This is a genomic window from Neptunomonas japonica JAMM 1380 (genome assembly GCF_016592555.1).
In the GTDB taxonomy this organism is placed as follows: Bacteria; Pseudomonadota; Gammaproteobacteria; order Pseudomonadales; family Balneatricaceae; genus Neptunomonas; species Neptunomonas japonica_A.
Genome location: NZ_AP014546.1, coordinates 2,058,479 through 2,081,432 on the forward strand (window position 1 = coordinate 2,058,479; position 22,954 = coordinate 2,081,432).

Genomic DNA, 22,954 nt, shown 5'->3' on the forward strand with positions numbered 1-22,954 from the left:
CAAGATCTCTGACAGAAACTGAGTAGGTACCAAACGTATGAATGACAAGGCCAAATGGGATCCCCAAGCAGTACAGGGGATCATTGCATCGCTGCAACATAAACCCGGTGCTTTATTGCCCATCTTGCATGGCATACAGAATGCTTTGGGTTATATCCCCCCTGATTCAGTTCCAATGATTGCTGATGCAATACAGCAGACACGCGCTGAAGTACACGGGGTCATCACGTTTTACCACCATTTTCGTTTAACGCCTCCAGGACGCATTAAATTAGAAGTGTGTCGTGCAGAAGCCTGCCAAGCACGAGGCTCTCGTGATCTTGAATTTCATGTCAAAGAAAAATTAGGCATTGATTATCATCAAACAACGCTGGATAGAGAGTTTAGTTTGGAGCCTGTTTATTGTTTAGGTAACTGTGCTTGCGGTCCAACTATTCGTGTTGACGACGATATAATAGGGCGTATCACACCTGAAAAGTTTGACCTTCTGGTTGATGAGTTAACAACTACTGCGCTGGAGATAAGATAATGAGCCATAAAATTTTTATCCCACGTGATACAACGACTTTAGCCCTTGGTGGTGAACGCGTCGTTACAGCTGTTCTAAAAGAAGCACAAGCACGTAAATTAGATATAGAGATTGTTCGCAACGGTTCGCGAGGAATATCGTGGCTTGAGCCTCTTATTGAAGTTGAAACGGCAACTGGACGTGTTGCATATGGCCCTGTTGAACCTCATGACATTGCAGCCTTGTTTGATACAGGCTTTTTAAACGGGAATGCTAGCCATCGATTGTCTCTGGGTGACCCTGAAGAAATTCCTTATCTAAAGAAACAACAGCGTTTAACATTTGCCCGTGCAGGTGTTATAGACCCTGTTTCTATTGAAGATTATAAAGCACACGGTGGTTTTAAAGGGCTGGATAAAAGCCTAACTCTGACCGGCCAAGACATTGTTGATGAAGTCAAAGCATCAGGTTTGCGTGGTCGTGGTGGTGCAGCATTTCCCACAGGGATTAAATGGCAAACTGTTCACGACTGTAGCGCCGATCAAAAATACATCGTCTGTAATGCAGATGAAGGTGACTCAGGTACATTTGCTGACCGGCTTGTTATGGAAGCTGACCCGTTAATGCTGATTGAAGGCATGATCATTTCAGGTTTAGCTGTTGGAGCTACGCAGGGGTATATCTATTTACGCTCTGAATACCCTGTTGCTCATCAAGTTATGAATGAAGCAATTGCCAATGCTTACGCGTCGGGATATCTCGGTGGTGACATTCAAGGAAGCGGAAAAGCATTCAATTTAGAAGTGCGTTTAGGTGCAGCCGCTTATATTTGTGGTGAAGAGACCTCTTTGCTGGAAAGTCTTGAAGGTAAGCGTGGCTTAGTACGTTTTAAACCACCACTGCCTGCAATTGAAGGGCTGTTTGGTAAGCCAACAGTCGTTAATAACGTACTGTCGTTGGCGGCGGTACCTTTTATTATGGATAAAGGCAGTAAAGCCTATGCTGATTGCGGCATGGGACGCTCTCGCGGTACGTTACCATTTCAGCTAGCAGGAAACCTCAAACAAGGCGGGTTGGTTGAGTTAGCATTTGGCCCCACACTACGAGAGCTAATTGATGATTTTGGTGGCGGAACCGAATCAGGGTTACCAATGCGAGCAATACAAGTAGGCGGCCCCTTAGGTGCTTACCTGCCAGAGAGTCAATGGGATACGCCGTTAGATTATGAGGCCTTTTCGGCCATTGGTGCAGTGCTTGGACATGGCGGCATTGTCGTATTTGACGAATCAGTTGATATGACTGAGCAAGCACGCTTCTCCATGGAGTTTTGTGTTGCCGAGTCTTGCGGTAAATGTACACCTTGTCGAATCGGCTCCACACGCGGTGTTGAAGTGATTGATAAGATCAGATCAGGCAATAATGTAGAAGCCAATTTGGCATTATTGGATGACTTATGTGAAACCATGATTGATGGGTCTTTATGTGCCATGGGCAGCATGACGCCAATCCCTGTTAAAAGTGCATTTCAATACTTTTCAGAAGATATAGCACTCGCCAATGCATCTTCTTCAGTTCAGGCGGAGGCTAAATAACATGTTACAACACTTTGATCCTAATAAAGATTACGGTACGCCTGCGCGTGTATCTGAAAACCTCATTACGCTTGAGATTGATGGCGTTGCTGTCACAGTGCCTGAGGGAACTTCTGTGTTGCGTGCTGCGGCATTAGTCGATATCAACATTCCTAAATTGTGCGCCAGCGATAATCTAGATGCTTTTGGTTCTTGCCGACTTTGCGCGGTACAGATTGAAGGCCGCCGAGGCTACCCGGCATCTTGTACGACACCGGTAGATGCTGGGATGAAAGTCGTCACACAGAACGAAAAAATTGCAAAACTGCGCCGTAATATTATGGAGCTGTATATTTCAGACCACCCATTGGACTGCCTGACCTGTCCATCAAACGGTGACTGTGAACTACAGGATATGGCCGGAGCCGTTGGCTTAAGGGAAGTTCGTTATGGCTTTGATGGCCATAATCACCTAGACGCAGAAAAAGATCTATCAAACCCTTATTTCAGCTTTGATCCTAGCAAATGTATCGTCTGCTCGCGTTGCGTGCGTGCATGTGAAGAGGTTCAAGGGACATTTGCATTAACGGTTGATGGCCGTGGTTTTGACTCTAAAATTGCAGCGGGGCAGGACGATTCGTTTCTTGAATCCGACTGTGTCTCGTGCGGTGCGTGCGTACAAGCATGCCCAACCTCAACCTTGATGGAAAATAATGTCATTGAGATGGGCCAACCCGAGCATAGCGTTGTGACAACCTGCGCATACTGTGGTGTTGGCTGTTCTTTTAAAGCCGATATGAAAGGCGATCAAGTTATCCGCATGGTGCCATATAAAGGCGGGGAAGCTAACCAAGGGCACTCTTGTGTCAAAGGCCGTTTTGCTTTTGGTTACGCCACTCACAAAGACCGTATTAAAACACCCATGATTCGCGATAGTATCAACGAAGCATGGCGCGAAGTAAGCTGGGAAGAAGCGATTGGCTTTGCTGCAAAACGCTTAAAAGACGTCCAAGCAACCTATGGCCGAGAGAGCATTGGTGGCATCACTTCTTCACGTTGCACTAACGAAGAAACCTACTTAGTTCAGAAGCTGATCCGAGCTGGATTTGGTAACAACAATACAGATACCTGTGCGCGTGTTTGCCATAGCCCTACGGGTTATGGTCTGAAAACCACACTGGGTGAATCTGCGGGAACACAAACCTTCGATTCGATTAAATATACCGATACGATGTTAGTAATCGGCGCAAACCCAACCGATGCGCATCCGGTGTTTGGCTCCATGATGCGCCGCCGTTTACGCGAAGGTGCGCAGTTGATTGTTGCTGACCCTCGTAAAATTGACCTATTAAAAACGCCTCATCTTAAAGATGCCATACATCTACCGTTGCGCCCAGGTACCAATGTTGCCTTAGTGAACTCACTTGCACACACCATCATGAGCGAAGGCTTAGAAGATAAAGCATTTATAGCCTCACGCTGTGACGATAAAGCATTCATCAAATGGCAGGCATTCATTACAGAAGAGCGTAACTCACCTGAAGCGATGCAAAGCATTACCGGTGTTGATGCTGAAGATGTTAGAAAGGCGGCTCGCGTGTATGCCTATGCAGGTAATGGTGCGATCTTCTATGGGCTGGGTGTAACTGAGCATAGCCAAGGATCAACTATGGTCATGGGCATTGCAAACTTAGCGTTGGCTACCGGTAATATTGGCCGTGAAGGTGTGGGGGTTAACCCATTGCGTGGCCAAAATAACGTACAGGGTTCTTGTGATATGGGTTCTTTCCCTCATGAGTTACCAGGCTATCAGCATGTTGCCGATGATGAAGCACGTGGCCGGTTTGAAGCCGCATGGGGCGTTAAGCTAGATGATGAACCCGGCTTACGTATCCCTAACATGTTTGATGCGGCACTGGCTGGCAGCTTCAAAGCCTTGTATGTGCAAGGTGAGGATATCGCTCAGTCTGACCCAAATACTCAACATGTAGAAGCAGCACTTAAAGCACTGGATTGTGTGATAGTGCAGGATATATTCCTCAATGAAACAGCAAAATTTGCCCATGTTTTATTACCGGGATCTACGTTTCTTGAGAAAAACGGCACCTTTACCAATGCCGAGCGCCGCATCAATCGTGTTCGTAAGGTTATGCCTGCGTTAGCAGGGAAGGAAGACTGGGAAGTCACAGTAGCGCTTTCAAATGCGTTGGGTTATGAAATGAATTATAACCATCCTTCAGAAATTATGGATGAAATTGCCAGTCTTACGCCTAGCTTTACCGGCGTAAATTATGAGCGCTTAGAAGAGCTAGGAAGCATTCAATGGCCGTGCAATGAGCAACACCCTGATGGGATGCCTATCATGCACGTAGAAGACTTTCCAATCGGTAAAGGCAACTTAGCCATTACTGAATACGTCGCAACCGATGAGCGCGCAACACGGCGCTTCCCACTGCTGTTAACGACGGGGCGTATTCTTTCGCAATACAATGTTGGCGCACAAACACGTCGCACTGAAAATCAGACATGGCACAACGAAGATGTCTTGGAGCTTCACCCGCATGATGCAGAAGAGCGTGGTGTTAATGAAGGTGATTGGCTAGGCATTAGCAGTCGTGCAGGGCAAACTGTATTGCGTGCCGTTATAAGTGAGCGTATGCAGCCCGGTGTTGTCTATACAACCTTCCATCACCCAGGCAGTGGCGCTAACGTCATTACGACCGATAGTTCGGATTGGGCAACAAACTGCCCTGAATATAAGGTCACGGCGGTACAGGTTGAGAAAGTAACGCAACCGTCTGAATGGCAGAAGAATTTTGAAGACTTTAACAATAAGCAACAAGATTACCTTAGAAAAGGGCGCCGCAGCCGATCTGAAGAGGCCCGCCAGTAATGGCTGCATGTCCGCAAATGGTTACTCATAAGGACGTTGTGCCGACTGCATCAGAATCTGGCTTACAGCTTGAACTGCAAGCCAGTGTTGCGGTTAGTCGTTGGGAGCAAGGAAATCAAAGCCTTGCTCACGACAACGTCGCTGAAGAGGTAGCGGTTGCTTTAGTCTATAACGGCATTTCACATGTCGTTATGATGACCAGCCCAAATGACTTAAAGGATTTTGCGCTAGGCTTCAGTATTACAGAGGGTATTCTGACAAGTGCAGATGAGCTATATGACATTGAGCTACAACAACACGACACAGGTGTTGAGGTGCAAATGAGTATTGCCTCTGGGCGCATGATGCAGCTCAAGCAGCAGCGACGAAACCTAACAGGCCGTACCGGATGCGGCTTGTGCGGTGCTGAATCTCTAGGGCAAGCGGTACGACCTATTAAGGTGTTGCAGAACCCAAGTGAAGTCAGTGATGAAGCCATTCAAAGCGCAGTGCTCAAATTAGATGAGAACCAACCACAACAAGCACTTACCGGTGCGTGCCACGGAGCAGCCTGGTGCAATAAACAGGGCGAAATATTGATGGTTCGTGAAGATGTGGGCCGCCACAATGCACTGGATAAGCTTATTGGTGCATTAGTACGCGAAGGCATAAATATGCAAAAGGGGTTTGTATTGATATCAAGCCGTGCCAGTTACGAAATGGTGCAGAAGGTAACAGCCGTAGGTATCAATACGCTTGTAGCTGTATCTGCACCGACAGGGTTGGCCTTGCGCTTAGCAAGAGAGGCTGGATTACAACTCATTGGCTTTGCTCGCCCGCAACGGCATGTAAGTTACAGCCCGGAACCAGTAGCATCAAATGATTAATGGCGCAGCAAAATTACTCTATTTATTACTTAAGATGGGCAGTACTGGAGCAAACAGAATATGAGTCACTCGCAGTTAGATCAGCTAATTATCATGGCAAACCAAATTGCTGATAATAACCACCTAGATACAGATGCGGAGTCTGTTGAGTTTATCGCAACGCATATAAAAAAATTCTGGGCTCGTTCCATGAAAGAAGAACTTATAGCGTATGCAAAAGAAGGTGGCGACAAACTAAATGTATTGGCAACACAGGCAGTAATGGTATTGTCTGAGCAATATACCTCACGAAGCACCTAACGCATTAATTGGAGTTAATATGCCAAGACGTATGACCGAAACGAAAGAAGGCACTCATCAAACGATGATAAACATGTCGTTTGAAAGTCGAGTCGTGAGTTGGTTGATGCAAGACGGCTGGCAGGTTTTCTCCCCAGTATTAGATAATGGACACCAGACTGATATTCTTATCTCAGACGGCCCTAATTATCATCGTATTCAAATTAAGACAGTTGAAGCTTCGGGTGATGATCATGTTATGCATAACAAATGGCAGGGTAGTAATGTTGATGTTGTGGTGATTTTTGCGCGCAACTCAAACTGGGGTTATGTAGCTCCAGCGTTCGAAGAGGATACTCGTCCTCTTAACCACCCCGAGCACCAAAAGTTTATGCAATCTAAAAATGAATTTCTTAAAGCCTTTCATAAACTGTAGTTAGATAAGAGATTAGCACCGAAGCCATTAGCCTCGGCGTATCTCTTTATAATGCGCGCTTTTAGCGCGCATTATTTAAGCGCTATCCCTCTTCAGGCTCGTACCCTAAGTTGGGTGACAGCCAGCGCTCTGCATCTCGCATCTCCATACCTGTACGTTTGGCATAGCTTTCAACCTGATCTTCACCAATTTTTGCTACCCCAAAATACTGTGAATCAGGATGACTAAAGTACCAACCACTCACAGCTGCTGTTGGTAGCATGGCATAAGACTCTGTGATGGTAATTCCCGTACGGGTTTCCACATCAAGTAACTCCCACAATAAGCCTTTTTCGGTGTGATCGGGGCAGGCTGGGTAGCCAGGTGCTGGTCGAATACCTTGATACTTTTCTTTTATCAGTGATTCATTATCGAGGTTTTCATTAGCGCCGTAGCCCCACGCCTCTTTACGTACGAGTGCATGAAGGTACTCAGCAAACGCTTCAGCTAAACGGTCAGCTAAGGCTTTAACCATAATGCTGTTGTAATCGTCATGATCCGCTTCGTACACCGCAGCAAGTTCATCAACGCCAAACCCAGTAGTGACGGCAAATGCACCAAAGTAATCAGCTTTACCACTCTCTTTAGGTGCAATGAAATCAGTCAGGCACATGTGTGGCTTACCGGCAATTTTCTCTGTTTGCTGGCGTAAGTGATGCAGTGTCGTTAGTACTTCTGAGCGTGTTTCATCGGTATACAGCTCAATATCATCGTCGTTAATGCTATTGGCCGGGAAAAGCCCATAAACTGCACGTGCATACAGTTTTTTATTATTGACAAGGTCATCAAGCATCAGTTGAGCGTCAGCAAACAGCTTAGTGGCTTCTTTGCCAATAATTTCATCGTTCAAAATACGTGGATAACGACCTGCTAACTCCCATGAATGGAAGAACGGACTCCAGTCGATATAGTCACGTAAAATGTTTAGGTCTATATTTTCTAATACTTGTACACCTAACTGCTGTGGTACTGGAGGCGTGTAGTCTTCCCAAGCTATTTTGAATTTATTAGCGCGCGCCGCTTCTAAACCGATCCGGCGCTTTTCATTTTGGCGTGCTGCGTGGCGCTCACGCACTGCTTGATAATCTTCTTTTATCTCATTGACATAACTTTGTTTTTTCTCTTTTGATAGCAGCGCAGAAGCAACACCAACAGCACGAGAGGCATTGGTTACATGTACCACTTGATCACGTTTGTAAGCGGGTTCAATTTTAACCGAAGTATGTGCTTTTGATGTGGTCGCTCCACCAATCATTAAGGGAATGCTAAAGCCTTGTCGTTCCATCTCTTTGGCAACATGCACCATCTCATCGAGAGAGGGCGTAATCAAACCTGAAAGACCAATCAAATCTGCATTGGATTCGCGGGCCGTAGTTAGGATTTTTTCAGCAGAGACCATGACGCCAAGATCAATGATCTCAAAGTTATTACACTGAAGAACAACCCCCACAATGTTTTTACCGATGTCATGCACATCACCTTTAACGGTTGCCATGACTACTTTACCGGCAGAACTTGATTCGTTGTCAGCTTTACCTGCTTCGATAAATGGCATTAGGTACGCCACTGCTTTTTTCATCACGCGTGCGGATTTAACAACTTGAGGCAAAAACATCTTACCCGATCCAAATAGATCACCTACGATTCCCATTCCGTCCATCAATGGACCTTCAATGACTTGAATAGGACGCTCATAATTTAGACGACATTCTTCAACGTCGTCGTCGATGAAGTCGGTAATGCCTTTAACCAGTGCATGCGATAAGCGTTTATTTACTTCCCAAGAACGCCATTCTTGAGTTTCGGGTGCTTTTTCTTCTGAACCATCCCCACGATATTTATCAGCTACTGCGAGTAAGCGTTCAGTGGAATCTTCACGACGGTTCTGAATAACGTCTTCTACTAACTCTTTGAGCTCTTCTGGTAAATCATCATAAATAGCAAGCTGGCCGGCGTTAACAATCCCCATATCCATGCCTTGCTGAATGGCATGGTAAAGAAATACACAGTGAATGGCTTCACGTACGGGGTTATTTCCACGGAACGAGAAAGAAACGTTAGACACACCGCCTGAGATTTTTGCGTAAGGTAGGTTCTTTTTGATCCAACCAGTGGCCTCAATAAAATCAAGGGCATAGTTGTTATGTTCTTCTATACCGGTAGCGACCGCAAAAATATTAGGATCAAAGATAATATCTTCAGGAGGGAAGCCCACTTCATCGACTAGTATGCGATAAGACTCCGCACATATTTCAATTTTTCGCTCGCGCGTATCGGCTTGGCCCACTTCATCAAATGCCATAACGATCACAGCAGCACCATAGCGGCGCACTAGTTTAGCCTGATGCTTAAACTTCTCGACACCTTCTTTCATCGAGATAGAGTTAACAACGCCTTTACCCTGAATGCATTTCAACCCCACTTCGATAACTTCCCACTTTGAGGAGTCGATCATGATGGGAACACGTGAAATGTCGGGTTCCGAGGCGATTAATTTAAGGAAGCGCTCCATTGCCGCTTCTGCATCCAACATGCCTTCATCCATGTTGATGTCGATAATCTGGGCACCGTTTTCTACTTGCTGGCGTGCTACTGCTAGTGCCGTTTCATAATCACCTTCTTTGATCAGGCGTTTAAACACAGCAGAGCCGGTTACATTGGTGCGCTCACCCACATTAACAAACAGGGTTTCAGCACCAATATTCATCGGTTCAAGGCCTGCTAAACGTGCTTCAACAGGAAGGTCAGGCATAAGCCGTGGTACATATTTTTCAACAGATTCACGGATAACGCGAATATGTTCTGGCGTAGTACCACAACAACCACCCACAATATTCAAAAAACCTGACGCAGCCCATTCGCCAATCTCATCGGCCATCTCTTCGGGGGTTTCGTCGTATTCACCGAAAGCATTTGGTAAACCTGCGTTAGGGTGTGCTGAGACGTTGCACTGAGCAATACGAGACAGTTCTTCGATATATTGGCGTAGCTCTTTTGGCCCAAGGGCACAGTTAAGACCAATAGCAATTGGGTTGGCGTGGCGAACGGAGTTCCAGAAGGCTTCAGTTGTTTGGCCTGATAATGTGCGCCCTGATGCGTCAGTAATGGTTCCTGAGATCATTACAGGCAAGCGCATATTATGATCATCAAAGTACTGCTCAACAGCATAGATAGCGGCTTTAGCATTAAGTGTATCAAATACTGTTTCGATCAAGATGATGTCTGAGCCACCTTCGATCAAGCCATCGATAGATTCAGTGTAGGCTTCAACAAGTTCATCAAAAGATACATTGCGATACCCCGGATCATTTACATCCGGTGAAATAGAGCATGTGCGGTTTGTAGGGCCTAAAACACCCGCTACATAGCGAGGTCTGTCTGGTGTTTCTCGTTCAATCTCATCGCATGCTGCACGAGCAAGTCTTGCCGCTTCTACGTTAATCTCACGACTGAGCGATTCCATGTTGTAATCGGCCATGGCAATCTGTGTTGCGTTAAAGGTATTGGTTTCAACAATGTCGGCACCCGCATCCAGGTAATCACGGTGGATGTCTTTAATGATCTTTGGTTGAGTTAACACCAATAGGTCATTGTTGCCTTTGACATCGGAAGCCCAATCTGCAAAACGCTCACCACGATAGTCAGCTTCTTCCAGTTGGTAGCCCTGGATCATCGTACCCATACCTCCATCAAGAATCATGATGCGTTGTTTGAGTGCTGCTTCGAGTTGTTGTGTGATCGTCTGTGCCATCGAATCTAATCCAATACCAATAATAAAAGTGCTTATGATAAAGCAAATCACGATTAAATTTACTGAGATCAATTCAATTTAACGTGAATGGCACTCATATGGACGTAAATAATCATGAAAGGTGGCAGAAGGGGGAGTGACGAAAGGAAAAGTAGAGGCTAAATGGCTATAATCTCTGATTTTAAGCGTACAATAAGGCCTGAACTTCTTGGCTGTTTGATTAAATTATTGTGCTCGAAGTGTTTTCCAGGCGTTATCTGCTTCTATTTTATACGCCTTCCAATCGCCTTCGAGCCAACGTTCGCGGCCTCTTTCAGCATAAAAAAGATGCAGGTTGTCACCAAAAAATTCCCATACCGTCCCATCGGTAGAAATTAAACCTTCGCCCAGGCTAAGCGCATTAGAGCAAAAGCCGTTATACAAAGGGCGGTAGCGTTCAGGATCTGCTGCAAATTTATCGGCAGAGGCTTGGGATGCAAATAACCATTGTGCGTTATTCCACTCAACCACAAAGCGTTTATTGCCTGCGACTTCCTTATGTTGAGTTCTAACATCATCAGAGTGATATTCAACTGTATCGTGCCCTCCGATTGCTTTTGAGCCCCAATAACTCTTACTTACGGGCTCATCAGCAAAACTGCTGAAACTAGTAAAAAGTAAAGCGAGCACTATTAAATACTTTTTCATGCTATTCATCCTTAATTGATATTCTTTATCATTTTAAAACACAGCTTAACTATTAATCGAATATGCGGATTCAATAGAGAAGATACTTTTTCGCTATAAAGCCACTCAGAAAGTGGCTTTATAAAAAGGTGAGTCGAAAAGTGAAATTCTCAGCGCCGACCTAATAATGCTGCTTTAAGAAGTCTTCGTTTGTAAATACAAAATCATTCTGTGTAGCAATAGAATGGCAACCGCTACAAAAAGCGTTGGTTTCTTCTAACTTGGCGTTGTAACCTGCGACCCAGCCCCAGTTTTTAGCATCAGGTGTCGCACCGTTTCGTAATTTAACCATAATGGTTAAATCTGTAGGCTTTTGTGCTTCAAAAGCTGCAAGGTCATCAAACTGTTCTTTTACAATCACTGTTCCCGCAGGGTAGTTATAAGGCGCAGTGCCTTGGATAACAGCTAAACCAATATCGTTTACATAAACATCTCGGTAACCGTCACGGCCTTTATGCACAGTGCTTACAAAACCAGTAGGGTCCCCAGTACTGGTTCGGTTTTCTGTGATTTTTGTCCAGTTTTTAAAATTAGCCCATCGGCTATCAGTATTGCCGGAATAGTCCGGTGCAGAAGCGCAAGCAACAATTAAGCCGCTGATGGATAGAAATAAGCCTGCTTTGAGATAGATACTGGGTTTCATATTATTATTCCCCTGTTTTTACTGCCTAACTAAACCTGTACTTTTTTAAGTATAGAGCCTTAAAAGGCTTTAATAAGGGGAATACTAATACTCTTATATGAAATGAAACTGAAAATAAGGCTAAGCAAGGGCGCGATAAGCACGCTAGCGTTAACTCGTTTTGGTAGTGTATACGCTGATTTTTTGTTCCTCGAGCCTTGAATATAAACATGGTGATATCAAAAAAATGTCTTAAGTGCTGCCCAATGTTGCTCTCAAGTAATCAGGATGAATTATCCTGAGAGACATCATTATCAATTTTTTGAATAAAGCCATTAAGCCGATCAAAAAATCCACTGTGAGCAAATCTTTATAAATTAAGAAGGCGCTAAGTTTTGGATGTCCTTAATGGCGTGTTTGCTGCAACATTAGAACTAACATTAGACTCTTTAGGGCCGGAATAAACCATATAGATTAATGCGATAGGGGTTAAAACTAGATACAAAGTTGCCAGAGAAGAGTGCACGTTTGAAAAATAAGAGGCAAGTAGAGCAACAGCTGAATAAAAAACAACGATACCTGTTTGGGATAAGTAACTCTTAGCCAGTAAATAGTTCAAAGGGCGTTGCTCTTTTGCATGATCAAAAAAGCGCTTGTTAAAACTTAAACGGAAAAATGTAGTTAAAAACGCAATCAACAAAATGGCTGGGTACACCAAGTGGTTAGGTAAAGAGGGGTCTAATAAACTTCTCAGCCACCATGAAATAGCATAAAAGATAACGGCACAAATATATATTTTATTGCGATCAATACTATCGATTTTATTTTTTAGCAGATAGAAAATGACAGACAGCAGGACGGTTAATGAGACAATAACAATGCCTAGCTCTTTGACGCTTTGCTGGGAAATCAAAAATAAAGAGACGACCCAGAAATAGCTTTCAAGAAAAAGAAACACGCCATCAAGGTAAAACACTACTGCAGAGTTGTTAGAATCCTTAAAGAAAAACATAGAGGTGCTTTTAGATTTTTGAGCATCGATATTAACGGGCAAAGCTTGACTAACCTTAAGGAATGCATTCATCCGCTCTGCTTGAAAGAACCAAATAAGTCCAGCTAAAGAGATGAACGAGCTAAGCAACCATAATGAGTACTTAAGGTTATCTTCTAGCATCAGTGCACCCACTAAAATACCTAGCTTTAAAACGACAACCACTAAAATTTGGAAGTTCCCAAACTGCTTACCCGTTTGATTCTCAGTATTGGTTTGGCTAATTGTATTTTTAGGTTCAGATGTCATCGTGCTGAACAATACTCGCTGTGTTGTCCAGTAAAAACAGTTATAAGCGCCGTTAAGCAATGCAGCAAACGCCCATATAATCGGGGTATCGCTAAAAAGTAATACACCGACAAGAAGCACTTCTGTAATAAAGGATAAACCAATGATCCAGCGCCATTGCGACTGTTGGAACAATGCTTCCCATATCTTAAGTGAAACAATAAAGCCAAAACCGGTAACGGCAATAAATAAAGCTATTCCTTCAACTGACGCGCCTTGTTTTAGCAGCAGTACAGGTATAAAGAAGGGCAGTAGCCCAATCATAAACGAGTGAATGCCTGCAAATTGGAAGAAACTCGAAGATACGATCTTCATTAGTAAATATCTGCGTTACTAATTTCGATTTGATTGAGCTTATTGTAATAAGGACTCAAATCTTCTTTTTTGCCGTAGCGAGGATAATCATGCATCTTCAAATAAGGACGTGAATTCACTTCCAGAAAAATACACTTTTGGTCATGAAACGAATGTTCAATACCCTTTTCAAAAATAACATCAATACCCAGTATGTTTGCATCAAACATGCGCAACACATCTAAAAACAGCTGCTTGTTGTCTTCAGGGATGGTGTCTTGGTCAATAGTGCGGACAGTGCCGCCTGGAGCTAACGATATACGATAAAAGAGTATGACGTCTTCGCCTTTTGGTGGAATACTCTCAAGCGTATACTTGCTCTTTTTCAAATAATTGATGGTTTGCTCGTTCTTTTCTATTGGATAAATACAAGGGTGTAGATCCATAGCTTTACGAATGGCATTCTCTTCGTCAATAAGTTCGCTAATCGTATGTATCCCATCACCTGTAATAGTCGGCGGATAACGCTCAATCACTGACATCAACTCGCCTTTGATAGCGACGACTCGGTAGTTGTGGCCTTTTAAATACTGCTCAACTACCGTGGTAGGCCACCAAATTTTTGCGAGGAAAATAGCTTTCCATAACTCAGTAAAGCTGTTGATAGGAAAGTAACTACCACGAGAGTAACCGCTGACATTTGGCTTAATAACTAAAGGAAACCCGTGTGTTTTAGCAAAACGATGTGCAGTCATAGGGTTTAAGAATATCTGCCCTTTAGCGTGAGGGACGTTACCTTGGCTAAAGACAGCACGAGCTTGTTCTTTAGAGCGACAGCTTTTTCTTACGTCTAAATTATTGTAGCTACTACAGCCGTTCATATAACGCTGGCTTACCCAGCTATAAATTATCTTTTTTATATTTTGCATTACAGGTGCTCGTCTTAGTCAGTGCGCTTAGTGCGCTGCATGAAACCTAGTTTCTTAAAGAATAGAAAAGGCTCATTTTGTTCTTCTGGTATAGTTCTTGTGATTTTTGCCAGCAACCACGTGCATTGGATTGCCAAGCTTAACTTTCTCTTTAACGATGTATTTTTGGTAAGCAATACGAGTGGCATTGGTAAAAACAGATTAATCTCAATAACTTTAAACTGACCGTTTATCAACTTGTCTAGTGAGTCAGCGCGTACGCCAAAACGTGAAATTCTAAAGTGCCCAACTGTTTTTAAATTTCTCCACAACACTTCGAGTTTTTCTTTACTCAGTTGTGCTGTTACATCTTGGTATTCAGTTTGCTTATTATAAATACCATTAATAGGAAACTTGTCGGTACTGTGATTTACCACTTGTGTGACTGACAGCATCGCATACTGATCCTGCGCTTTATCTGATGGTATCAGGAAAATTTCATACTCAATCTTTCCTTGGGCGGCTTCTTGAATTAGGTATTGCGATTGCCCTGCTACCCGTTGACTGCGAATCACGCCTAACTCGTCGATGTTATCTGCTCTTCGAATCCCTTGAGAATTTTGCCCCCATTCTGGTTTGACGAAAACTGGGTAGGATTCTGGCTGCTTATCACCAGAATCTATCCATTGTTGTAAATGCCATTTTTCCGGAATCAGATCATTAATATCCTGTTTGGAATAGATACCTTTGCGCTTATTAAAATAACCAGCGTTTAATTGGAAGTAGTGCCATGGCATTACTTTAAGGCGAACGCACGAGACTATATAGGAAGCCACCAACAGAATTCGAATCATCATAATTATCTGAAGTTTACAGTGTGTTATTACTGTTAGTATTGCTATTACGCCAATACGTAAAGTTAACAAAAGCCATAATTAACCCTAATACAAAGATTGATACAGCAGCATAAAACAGTGATCCATGATCACTTTGACCATTATGCAATACTTCTATTCCGAGTGGTGTTGCTAAGTGGAAAAAAGCGGCTCCTGCCATAATTCCTGCTGCGAGTACGCCACCAGCACTATGAACTAAGGCACGCTCAGGTGCTTTATTGATTACACCTAGCTTTTTAAGGATAAAAAAGACAATAGGAAGCAATAAAAAGATTGAAACAAACAGCTCGGCACTGCCCACTGCATAAGCGCCATACTCAGTAAACCATGTACCTAAACCGTTTGAAATCGTAGTGCTCATCCAAGCACCAATAGTTGAAAAAATGTGTTGTGTGTCAGGGTGGCCTGAAAATTTGTAGGGTAGGGAGCTTAAAAACACCTTACATGTCCACGCAACAACCACCCAGCTGAATATTGTGATGATTCGAGATGTCATATTTTATCCTTAATATTTATTATTAGTTTTATCGATTCAATTACTTAATAACGTTAGGCCAATTTTTGTCAGCAGAGCTAATAAAACTTTGTTTATCTTTCAGCCATTTGGATTGAACTTTAGCATCGTAGTTAAGATAAAGTTTTCCATTATGAACAGTCCACTGAAGAGGGTCGCCTTTCGCGGTATCATTATTTGCAACAGCCCATGCACAGTAGCCACCATATTGTGGTGCGTATTTTTCAGGAGTGGCTTTAAAAGCCGCTAGATTATCAGCATTTTTGAAACGCCACTCAGCACCCTTATATTCAGTTACAAAACGCTTATTACCTTTTATGGGCTTGCTTTCAGTAAAGTAAGCAACGGTATCGTAACCTGCTACAGCTAGGTCACTGAAGTACGATGTATAAATAGGGGGCTTTGCACTTACCTGCAAAGAAAAAATCATCAATATTGTTGCAACTACTGAGCCCCATATTTTTTTATATGAAAGTAGATTAGTCATTTGCGTACCCTCTGCACTTTTGTACTTGTTAGACTATTTTTGTTTGCGAGCAAGCGAGTAGCTTGGCTACAAAAAGTAAGCTAACTATATATTTTGAATCTGAAATCAAACTGAAAAGAATGATTATTTTAATATATTTACCTAGACAACACCCATGAAAAGTTACTTACCTTGTATCGAATGTATTGATTCTCAGTTCTTTAACTATATGACTTACTTGTTGACGATGCGGCCTCACCCAAAACATTCATTGAATTGATGGTTTTTTAGCCAATTATCGTTAAACCTTCAAAATGACTGTCTATCAAGCCTTTAAAAGGTGATTTATGCACAAAAATACACGGAATTGTCGACAATCTTGTTTTTTGAGAACAAGCAAGACGCATCAAAAATGCATATTTCGCTCTGATAAAGCCATATTCGCCTTATGTCTTAGTTAAATTCACCTTTTTTTTAGTTAAAGTACTTGGATCTTGTAGGCCGACTGTCAACAATAACAATTAACGGCTCACATTGACGTAGTCCTGAAAATTAACTTACAAGCACAAAGGGCCCGCGCTATGTCCTACCAAGCAGAATATAAAAAATCGATAGAAACTCCAGAGCTGTTTTGGGGTGAAAAAGCAGAAGACATCCATTGGTTTAAAAAGCCACAAAAGATTCTCAGTAAAGATGAAAATGGTATCAGTCGTTGGTTCGCTGATGGGGAGCTTAACACCGCTTATCTAGCGTTGGATTTTCACGTTGAAAACGGACGTGCCGAACAAGATGCATTAGTCTTTGATTCTCCTGTTACGGATACAAAGATTCGTTATACCTATAAAGAATTGCGTGATGAAGTTGCAAAGTTTGCAGGTATTCTTAAAGCTCAAGGCGTAGCTAAAGGTGATCGTGTTGTCATCTATATGCCAATGATCCCAGAAGCTGTTATTGCCATGCTTGGTGTAGCACGCTTAGGTGCTATTCACTCTGTAGTATTCGGCGGTTTTGCCCCACAAGAACTAGCTGTACGTATAGATGATGCAGAGCCAAAAGTAGTTGTCACCGCGTCGTGCGGCATCGAAATTAAAAAAGTACTGCCTTATAAACCATTGCTTGATGAAGCAATAGAAAAATCAGCACACAAACCAAGTAGCTGTATCGTATTTCAGCGCCCACAAGTAACTGCTGAATTAATTGCTGACCGTGATATTGACTGGGCTACAGCAATGAAAACTGCTGAACCTGCGGATTGCGTTCCTGTTAAAGGTACAGATCCTCTCTATATTCTTTATACATCTGGAACTACGGGCAAGCCAAAAGGTGTTGTTCGTGATAATGGTGGACATGCTGTTGCGCTTAAATACAGCATGAAATCTATTTATAATATGGAAGCGGGTGAGGTTTTCTGGGCAGCATCAGATGTAGGCTGGGTTGTTGGTCACTCTTATATTGTTTATGCACCATTATTAGCGGGTTGTACTACTGTCGTTTTCGAAGGCAAGCCAATTAAAACACCAGATGCTGGTGCATTCTGGCGCGTATGCGAAGAATACAAAGTAAAATCTTTGTTTGCTGCACCTACTGCATTTCGTGCAATTCGCAAAGAAGATCCTGATTCAGAGCTATTAAAGCCATACGATCTATCTCATTTGAAAGCTATTTTCATGGCAGGTGAGCGACTAGACCCTCCAACATACACTTGGACGACAGAAACTCTGGGTAAACCCGTTATTGATCACTGGTGGCAAACCGAAACAGGTTGGGCTATTTGCGGTAACTTAACAGGTGTTGAGATGAAAGAGCCCAAAGCAGGCTCATCGACACTGCCTATGCCTGGTTTCAACGTACAAATCGTTGATTCCGAGGGTAATGAACTACCTGCAGGTGAGCAAGGCAACATTGCAATGAAGCTTCCGCTACCTCCAAGCTGCTTGCCAACTGTGTGGGGAGACCATGAACGTTTCCGTACAGGGTATCTAGCTGAGTTCCCAGGTTACTATTCAACGGGTGATGGCGGATATAAAGACGATGAAGGCTATGTATTCATCATGGGCCGCACCGATGATGTAATCAATGTAGCGGGGCACCGCCTGTCTACAGGTGAGATGGAAGAGATTGTTGCTAGCCACCCTGCAGTAGCCGAATGTTGCGTTATCGGTGTAAATGATCCGCTGAAAGGTCAACAGCCTATCGGGCTGGTGCTTCTCAAGAATGGTATTGAGTTAGACGAGAAAGAACTGGAAACCGAATTGGTTGCCATGGTTCGTAAAGATATCGGAGCTGTTGCGTGTTTCAGAAAAGCAATGGTTGTACAGCGTCTTCCAAAAACCCGTTCAGGAAAAATTCTGCGTAAGTTGCTGCGTCAGATCGCTGATGGTTCTGGATACTCAGTTCCTTCAACAATTGATGACCCAGCTAGCTTACCGGAAATCGAGGAAATTTTGACTAATCACGGCTTAGTGTCTAGTCAATAGTACCTCACCTAAGACCCTTAGTAGTTTTTAGGCAGCCTTTTGGCTGCCTTTTTTGTTGGTTTTTTTAGACCACCTATGCATTCCCCACCTTATGTACTTGTAGAAATTTAGAAAACAGCCTGTCCTTATTAATTTTAATTTTTTAGTCTGTGTCTTATTGCGAAATTCAGATCAAGCATTCATCAATCTCGATTCTCGTGAAATCCGTCCAGTATTGGTTGATTGCTCCTTTCAGGTACTCGCGCGTGATTTAAGCGATATTTCTGGGCGTTATTATTTTTTGATGAGCGCTCAGATATTTGTGGAGCATTAATCATAGTAATACGTGGCTTATTCCTTCTAGTGAATAAAAGAATGGATTGAGATTAAAGCAACCTAAAAGTATATATTTCTTATAAAGCCTCTGGTTGCTTTTCTAAATCTTGTACTACACTACAATTAATTTTAGCTCTGATGTCTCTCTTATTTAACTTTTATTCCTTAAATGGAACATAAAGTCAGATAAGAGAAAAAAAGGATTTTTAATGTTTTCAACAATACGATTTAAAGCCTATTTATTCGTAAGTTTTTTTGCTGCAACGCTGTTGCTTCAAGGCATTATGCAGCACTTGCAAGCCGAAAGAGTACATGAGCAGAGTGTTTACCTTGCCAATACCCAGAGCGCAATTATGACTCATCTGCATGAAATGCAGCTTGCAGTCATTCAAGTTCAACAGCGCCTGACGGATATTAGTGCAACGCGAGGGATGGATGGGTTGAATGATGGCTTTGAAAAAGCCGCTAAAAGTGTTGAGCTTTTTCAGACATCAGTAAAAACACTACAGCAAATAGATACTAAGTTCGGTTTTAATTACTTAACTTTATTGCCTCTTATGGATGACTATTATGTCGTTGGCCAAAAAATGGCTCATGCCTACGTTGATGATGGTGCTCACGCTGGTAATGAGATTAAAGGGGAGTTTGATATTACTGCTTCAGCTTTATTTGGTAAGGTTGCTGAGCTATCTAAACAACTTAATAACAAAGCGGACGAGCAGTTTGCCATTGAGTTAGAGTCCACAGAATCAGCACAAAATGTGAATGTTATATTTTTCTGTATATTTGCAATCCTCTTATTGATTATGTTGTTTGGTATGCATCGTTTTGTTCTTAAACCTGTACATAATATTGTTGAAATGGCGCAAAACCTTGTGAACGGTGAGGGGGATTTGACTCAGCGCTTACCCATTAAAGGAAAAGATGAGCTAGCGCAGTTGGCACAAGCATTCAATGAGTTCATTGAACATACTGATAACCTAGTTTCACAGGTTACCAAATCTGTCATTAGGTTGGTGCCTATGGCAAAAGAGCTATCACAAACCAATAATAGTATTGAGCAAGCAGCTACTGAGCAACGTGAACGTAGTCTACAGGTCGGTAATTCAATGGAAGAAACCACAGAATCAGCTAAAGAAGTGACTCTTCGCATTCAACAAATTTCAAACTCAGTTAAAGAAAGTGTTGGGACACTAAATGATGGCCAACACGTAGCACAGCAAACCATGCAAGGTATGGATCAACTATCTCTTGAGATCACCCTCATATCTGAGGCTATCGTTAAGTTACGCACGGATAGTGAAAAGATAGAGTCTATTATTGATGTTATTAATGCTATTTCTGAACAAACTAACCTTCTTGCTTTAAACGCAGCGATTGAGGCGGCTAGAGCAGGTGATGCTGGGAGGGGGTTTGCTGTTGTAGCTGATGAAGTAAGAACACTTGCTACCCGAACGAAAGACGCGACTGTTGAAGTTCAGAAAATGATCCTGTCAATTCAAAGTGGTGCTCAACAGGCTTCAGAAACAATGCAAAAGGGGATGTCATCTGCCCAATATAGCGTGACTCAAGTAAATAAAAGCGCTGATGTGCTCAAGGGATTAACATTGGTCATGAATGAAATAGATAGCCAGTCCAATGAAATACAACAAGAAACTGAGAAACAGAATCATCATTTTGATTCGGTTACAGACAGCATTCATCTCATGGAATCTGAGTTTAACAATACGCTTGAGCATCTAAGTAGCAGCTTAGAGTTTGGAAACGATTTAAATAAGTTAAGCGATAAATTGCGCAACTTGATAGAAAAAATTAAAGTAACAGATACAGACTATAGCGCCGCATCCCGCGCTAAAAGACGAACATCTTGATCTAAGAATGGCTTTTAAACATGTATCATAATGTCGTTGAAAGCTTACTTACTCCGGTAATTGTACCGTTCCATACCATCTCATAATGTGCTGCTTGATGTATGGAGCTTACTTGTAGGGGTGTCATTAACCCCCAGCAGATAGCGCCCTTGCGTCGTACTGAGTGATAGCGAATGCCAGCGCTACCCCCTAATTTAATCGTTGTACCTAACTCACGTGCTTGCGTGTAATTTTTAGATGAGTAAATAGCATCAGTTGGAGGTAGAACCAAGCCATCTACTATTCCCACTTCGTTAAATTGGCAAATAAGTCCCCGAAAAACAAAACGTTCATAAGAGAGTTCAGGCACATTACTCCAATAGGCTTGCTGATGGTATTGCACTTCTGCAATAGCCGTTTCTATGCAGTCGGCGACATACAAAACACCAAATGAGCCATCGCTGAATCGAGAACCGTTTGGGTTAACGTGAGTGAAGGGGGCGGTAGCGTATGAGCATCCATGAATACCAAACGGAATTTCAGTACGAGGAATCAGCTGCAAGTCTCCTACTTCGTTTTTAAGGCGCGGATTAGTCAGGGCTTGTAGCGCATAGAGGCTTTCAAATTCGTTTACATCAGCAACATCATCAAACAAACTGACAGGAGGAAATTTAGAATTAATTAATCGATAACTTTTAATTTCTTTGCTAGGTAAAACAGGTAACTCATTAATGTTTACCACTGGCTACCTCGCATACTGTCTATTCTTCGAAAGGTTTCGTAAACAGAGACGAAGTCACCATTTCCCATTACTTCTAGAGGAGAGCGTCCTGCAAAGAAAGGGTTGTGGTTAATCATCTTCATAAATCCGTATAGGTTTTCAGGGTTATCAAACACAATACGTAATGCCGCATGAATATTTAAAATAAAGCTGATGCGGGTAACCTGATCACGATCTAGGTTGATTGCTTGCATGACATCTTTCTTTTTAGCTCGAGCATAAGTGCTGTGTGAGACGCGTAAAATAGCCTCTCCTTGTTCTCCACTAGCCCCCCATTTATCTAAAATTGTAACAGCGGCTTTTAAACCCGTAGCAGCAGCGGCTTTATCAAATGAAGGTAATGGTAGATTTAACATGACAGCCTCCCGAGCAATTCTATAAATACATTATACATTCATTTGTGTCTTAAGACATAAAGATGTAAATATAGGTATGATATTTAGCTTAAGGAGGCCCTGTGTATTTGAATCATTACTTTGTAACCGCTCGCAAGCTTCATAATGTTGACCTTGCAGGTATCTTTGTCCAAATAGGTTGAGTGGCGAATGGCTGAAAATGGATATTGATGTGAGCGAACAAAGGGAGGCCATTATTGATAGCCGTTACATCAATACCTAGTGTGTTTTCAGCAGGGGGTTGAGCAGCGTCGATCATTATTGCAATGGGGGCAGGCTCTAGAACAGCGCTAAGTGCATTTGATTATCTAATCCGAACCCCGCTACATGAAACACAAAACCAAGCGATCAATATCTAATAAACAGTCATCAGTGCCATGTCGCCTATTCATACTAATCAGTAGATTGCTATGCAGAGCAGCCTTGTTCAGGCATAGCAATTGAATTGCCAGCACCTTTGGGCCATTCAATATCGGCATGCCTTTCTTGTAATGCTTGTATTGCGACACGTATTGGCTCAGGCCATGTGGCACTGTGTCGGGTCTGCATATCGACACCAACCAATAAACATTCAATAGCCGCTAGGGTTTCAGTACCTTCTTCATTACGTAGTTCATGCCATATACGTAAACGTTTCCTATCACTCGATAGTAATTGAGAATGAGCAATGACCTTTTGGCCTTGGCGAACTTCTTTAAAATAACGTAAGTTGTTTTGCACAGTAAAAGCACTAAATTGATGTTTAGCTCTATGCGCTTCATCCAGGCCAGCAGCATCCAAAATGGTATCGGTTGCTAATGAAAGCATAACAAGGTAATAACCTTCATTAAGATGCCCGTTATAATCGCAATAGCTTTCTGGAACAGGAGGGTACTGGGTGGTCAACATGACGGAATCCTTTTTCTGGCCGATGTGATTCATCAAGACTACAAGGTTAATAACTTGAGAATGGCGCATATCAAGTTCTGGATGCGTATAATGCTACGAACGAGCGCCTGTTTCTAGTGCATGTTAGTAGAACATTAATG

The 22,954-nt window shown here is 42.7% G+C and carries 19 protein-coding genes; 8 read left to right on the top strand and 11 right to left on the bottom strand.

What is annotated here, in order from left to right; all coding sequences use genetic code 11:
• Positions 1-37: 37 nt before the first annotated feature.
• Genes NEJAP_RS09635 through NEJAP_RS09660 form a run of 6 tightly spaced genes read left to right on the top strand, consistent with a single transcriptional unit; the run spans position 38 to position 6,553 of the window.
• Entirely contained in the window at positions 38-529 is a 492-nt protein-coding gene (locus tag NEJAP_RS09635) for a formate dehydrogenase subunit gamma (RefSeq protein ID WP_201347042.1), read from the top strand.
• Positions 529-2,100, top strand: a complete 1,572-nt coding sequence (locus NEJAP_RS09640; protein WP_201347043.1) for a formate dehydrogenase beta subunit — start codon at positions 529-531, stop codon at positions 2,098-2,100. Before NEJAP_RS09635 ends, NEJAP_RS09640 begins: the two co-directional genes overlap by 1 nt.
• A gap of 1 nt (position 2,101) precedes the next feature.
• Positions 2,102-4,972 carry a formate dehydrogenase subunit alpha gene (fdhF, locus tag NEJAP_RS09645; protein ID WP_201347044.1) on the top strand — a complete coding sequence of 957 codons (2,871 nt, stop codon included), beginning with the start codon at positions 2,102-2,104 and terminating at the stop codon, positions 4,970-4,972.
• Entirely contained in the window at positions 4,972-5,838 is an 867-nt protein-coding gene (fdhD, locus tag NEJAP_RS09650; RefSeq protein WP_236590883.1) for a formate dehydrogenase accessory sulfurtransferase FdhD, read from the top strand. Before fdhF ends, fdhD begins: the two co-directional genes overlap by 1 nt.
• Positions 5,839-5,898: 60 nt before the next feature.
• The gene (locus NEJAP_RS09655) at positions 5,899-6,138 is read left to right on the top strand and encodes a formate dehydrogenase subunit delta (protein ID WP_201347045.1); all 240 of its coding nucleotides are present in this window, start codon (positions 5,899-5,901) and stop codon (positions 6,136-6,138) included.
• A gap of 19 nt (positions 6,139-6,157) precedes the next feature.
• Entirely contained in the window at positions 6,158-6,553 is a 396-nt protein-coding gene (locus NEJAP_RS09660) for a hypothetical protein (RefSeq protein WP_236590884.1), read from the top strand.
• An 82-nt stretch (positions 6,554-6,635) separates the two neighbouring features.
• Here the strand turns inward: NEJAP_RS09660 and metH are convergent, their stop codons facing one another.
• From metH to NEJAP_RS09700, 8 genes are all read right to left on the bottom strand, one after another.
• Positions 6,636-10,343 carry a methionine synthase gene (metH, locus tag NEJAP_RS09665; RefSeq protein ID WP_201347046.1) on the bottom strand — a complete coding sequence of 1,236 codons (3,708 nt, stop codon included), beginning with the start codon at positions 10,341-10,343 and terminating at the stop codon, positions 6,636-6,638.
• 225 nt (positions 10,344-10,568) lie between these two features.
• Positions 10,569-11,030 (bottom strand): YHS domain-containing (seleno)protein, encoded by a 462-nt coding sequence (locus tag NEJAP_RS09670; RefSeq protein WP_201347047.1) that lies wholly within the window; start codon positions 11,028-11,030, stop codon positions 10,569-10,571.
• Positions 11,031-11,190: 160 nt separating this feature from the next.
• Positions 11,191-11,712 (bottom strand): cytochrome P460 family protein, encoded by a 522-nt coding sequence (locus NEJAP_RS09675; RefSeq protein WP_201347048.1) that lies wholly within the window; start codon positions 11,710-11,712, stop codon positions 11,191-11,193.
• Positions 11,713-12,079: 367 nt separating this feature from the next.
• Complete coding sequence (locus NEJAP_RS09680; protein ID WP_201347049.1) at positions 12,080-13,345, bottom strand: hypothetical protein; 1,266 nt, start codon at positions 13,343-13,345, stop codon at positions 12,080-12,082.
• Positions 13,345-14,253, bottom strand: a complete 909-nt coding sequence (locus NEJAP_RS09685; protein ID WP_201347050.1) for a cyanophycin synthetase — start codon at positions 14,251-14,253, stop codon at positions 13,345-13,347. The genes NEJAP_RS09680 and NEJAP_RS09685 overlap by 1 nt, the downstream gene beginning before the upstream one ends.
• Before the next feature lie 14 nt (positions 14,254-14,267).
• On the bottom strand, positions 14,268-15,086 hold the full coding sequence (locus NEJAP_RS09690; RefSeq protein ID WP_236590885.1) for a hypothetical protein: 819 nt from the start codon (positions 15,084-15,086) through the stop codon (positions 14,268-14,270).
• Positions 15,087-15,102: 16 nt separating this feature from the next.
• A complete protein-coding gene (locus NEJAP_RS09695; protein ID WP_201347052.1) occupies positions 15,103-15,624 on the bottom strand; it encodes a hypothetical protein in 522 nt (173 codons plus the stop codon).
• A 40-nt stretch (positions 15,625-15,664) separates the two neighbouring features.
• Positions 15,665-16,129: a YHS domain-containing (seleno)protein gene (locus tag NEJAP_RS09700; protein WP_201347053.1), complete on the bottom strand. Its 465-nt coding sequence runs from the start codon at positions 16,127-16,129 to the stop codon at positions 15,665-15,667.
• 530 nt (positions 16,130-16,659) lie between these two features.
• On the opposite strand from NEJAP_RS09700, the gene NEJAP_RS09705 reads away from it, so the two are divergent.
• Together NEJAP_RS09705 and NEJAP_RS09710 are read left to right on the top strand one after the other, a co-directional pair.
• Positions 16,660-18,585 carry a propionyl-CoA synthetase gene (locus tag NEJAP_RS09705; RefSeq protein ID WP_329610953.1) on the top strand — a complete coding sequence of 642 codons (1,926 nt, stop codon included), beginning with the start codon at positions 16,660-16,662 and terminating at the stop codon, positions 18,583-18,585.
• A 524-nt stretch (positions 18,586-19,109) separates the two neighbouring features.
• The gene (locus tag NEJAP_RS09710; RefSeq protein WP_201347055.1) at positions 19,110-20,771 is read left to right on the top strand and encodes a methyl-accepting chemotaxis protein; all 1,662 of its coding nucleotides are present in this window, start codon (positions 19,110-19,112) and stop codon (positions 20,769-20,771) included.
• Between the two features lie 25 nt (positions 20,772-20,796).
• On the opposite strand, the gene NEJAP_RS09715 is transcribed toward NEJAP_RS09710, so the two are convergent.
• The 3 genes from NEJAP_RS09715 to NEJAP_RS09725 all read right to left on the bottom strand — a co-directional run bounded on the left by NEJAP_RS09715 (position 20,797) and on the right by NEJAP_RS09725 (position 22,814).
• The gene (locus tag NEJAP_RS09715) at positions 20,797-21,492 is read right to left on the bottom strand and encodes an RES family NAD+ phosphorylase (RefSeq protein ID WP_201347056.1); all 696 of its coding nucleotides are present in this window, start codon (positions 21,490-21,492) and stop codon (positions 20,797-20,799) included.
• Entirely contained in the window at positions 21,486-21,887 is a 402-nt protein-coding gene (locus NEJAP_RS09720; protein WP_201347057.1) for an antitoxin Xre-like helix-turn-helix domain-containing protein, read from the bottom strand. Before NEJAP_RS09720 ends, NEJAP_RS09715 begins: the two co-directional genes overlap by 7 nt.
• Before the next feature lie 447 nt (positions 21,888-22,334).
• Positions 22,335-22,814: a thioesterase family protein gene (locus NEJAP_RS09725; protein WP_201347058.1), complete on the bottom strand. Its 480-nt coding sequence runs from the start codon at positions 22,812-22,814 to the stop codon at positions 22,335-22,337.
• Positions 22,815-22,954 lie beyond the last annotated feature (140 nt).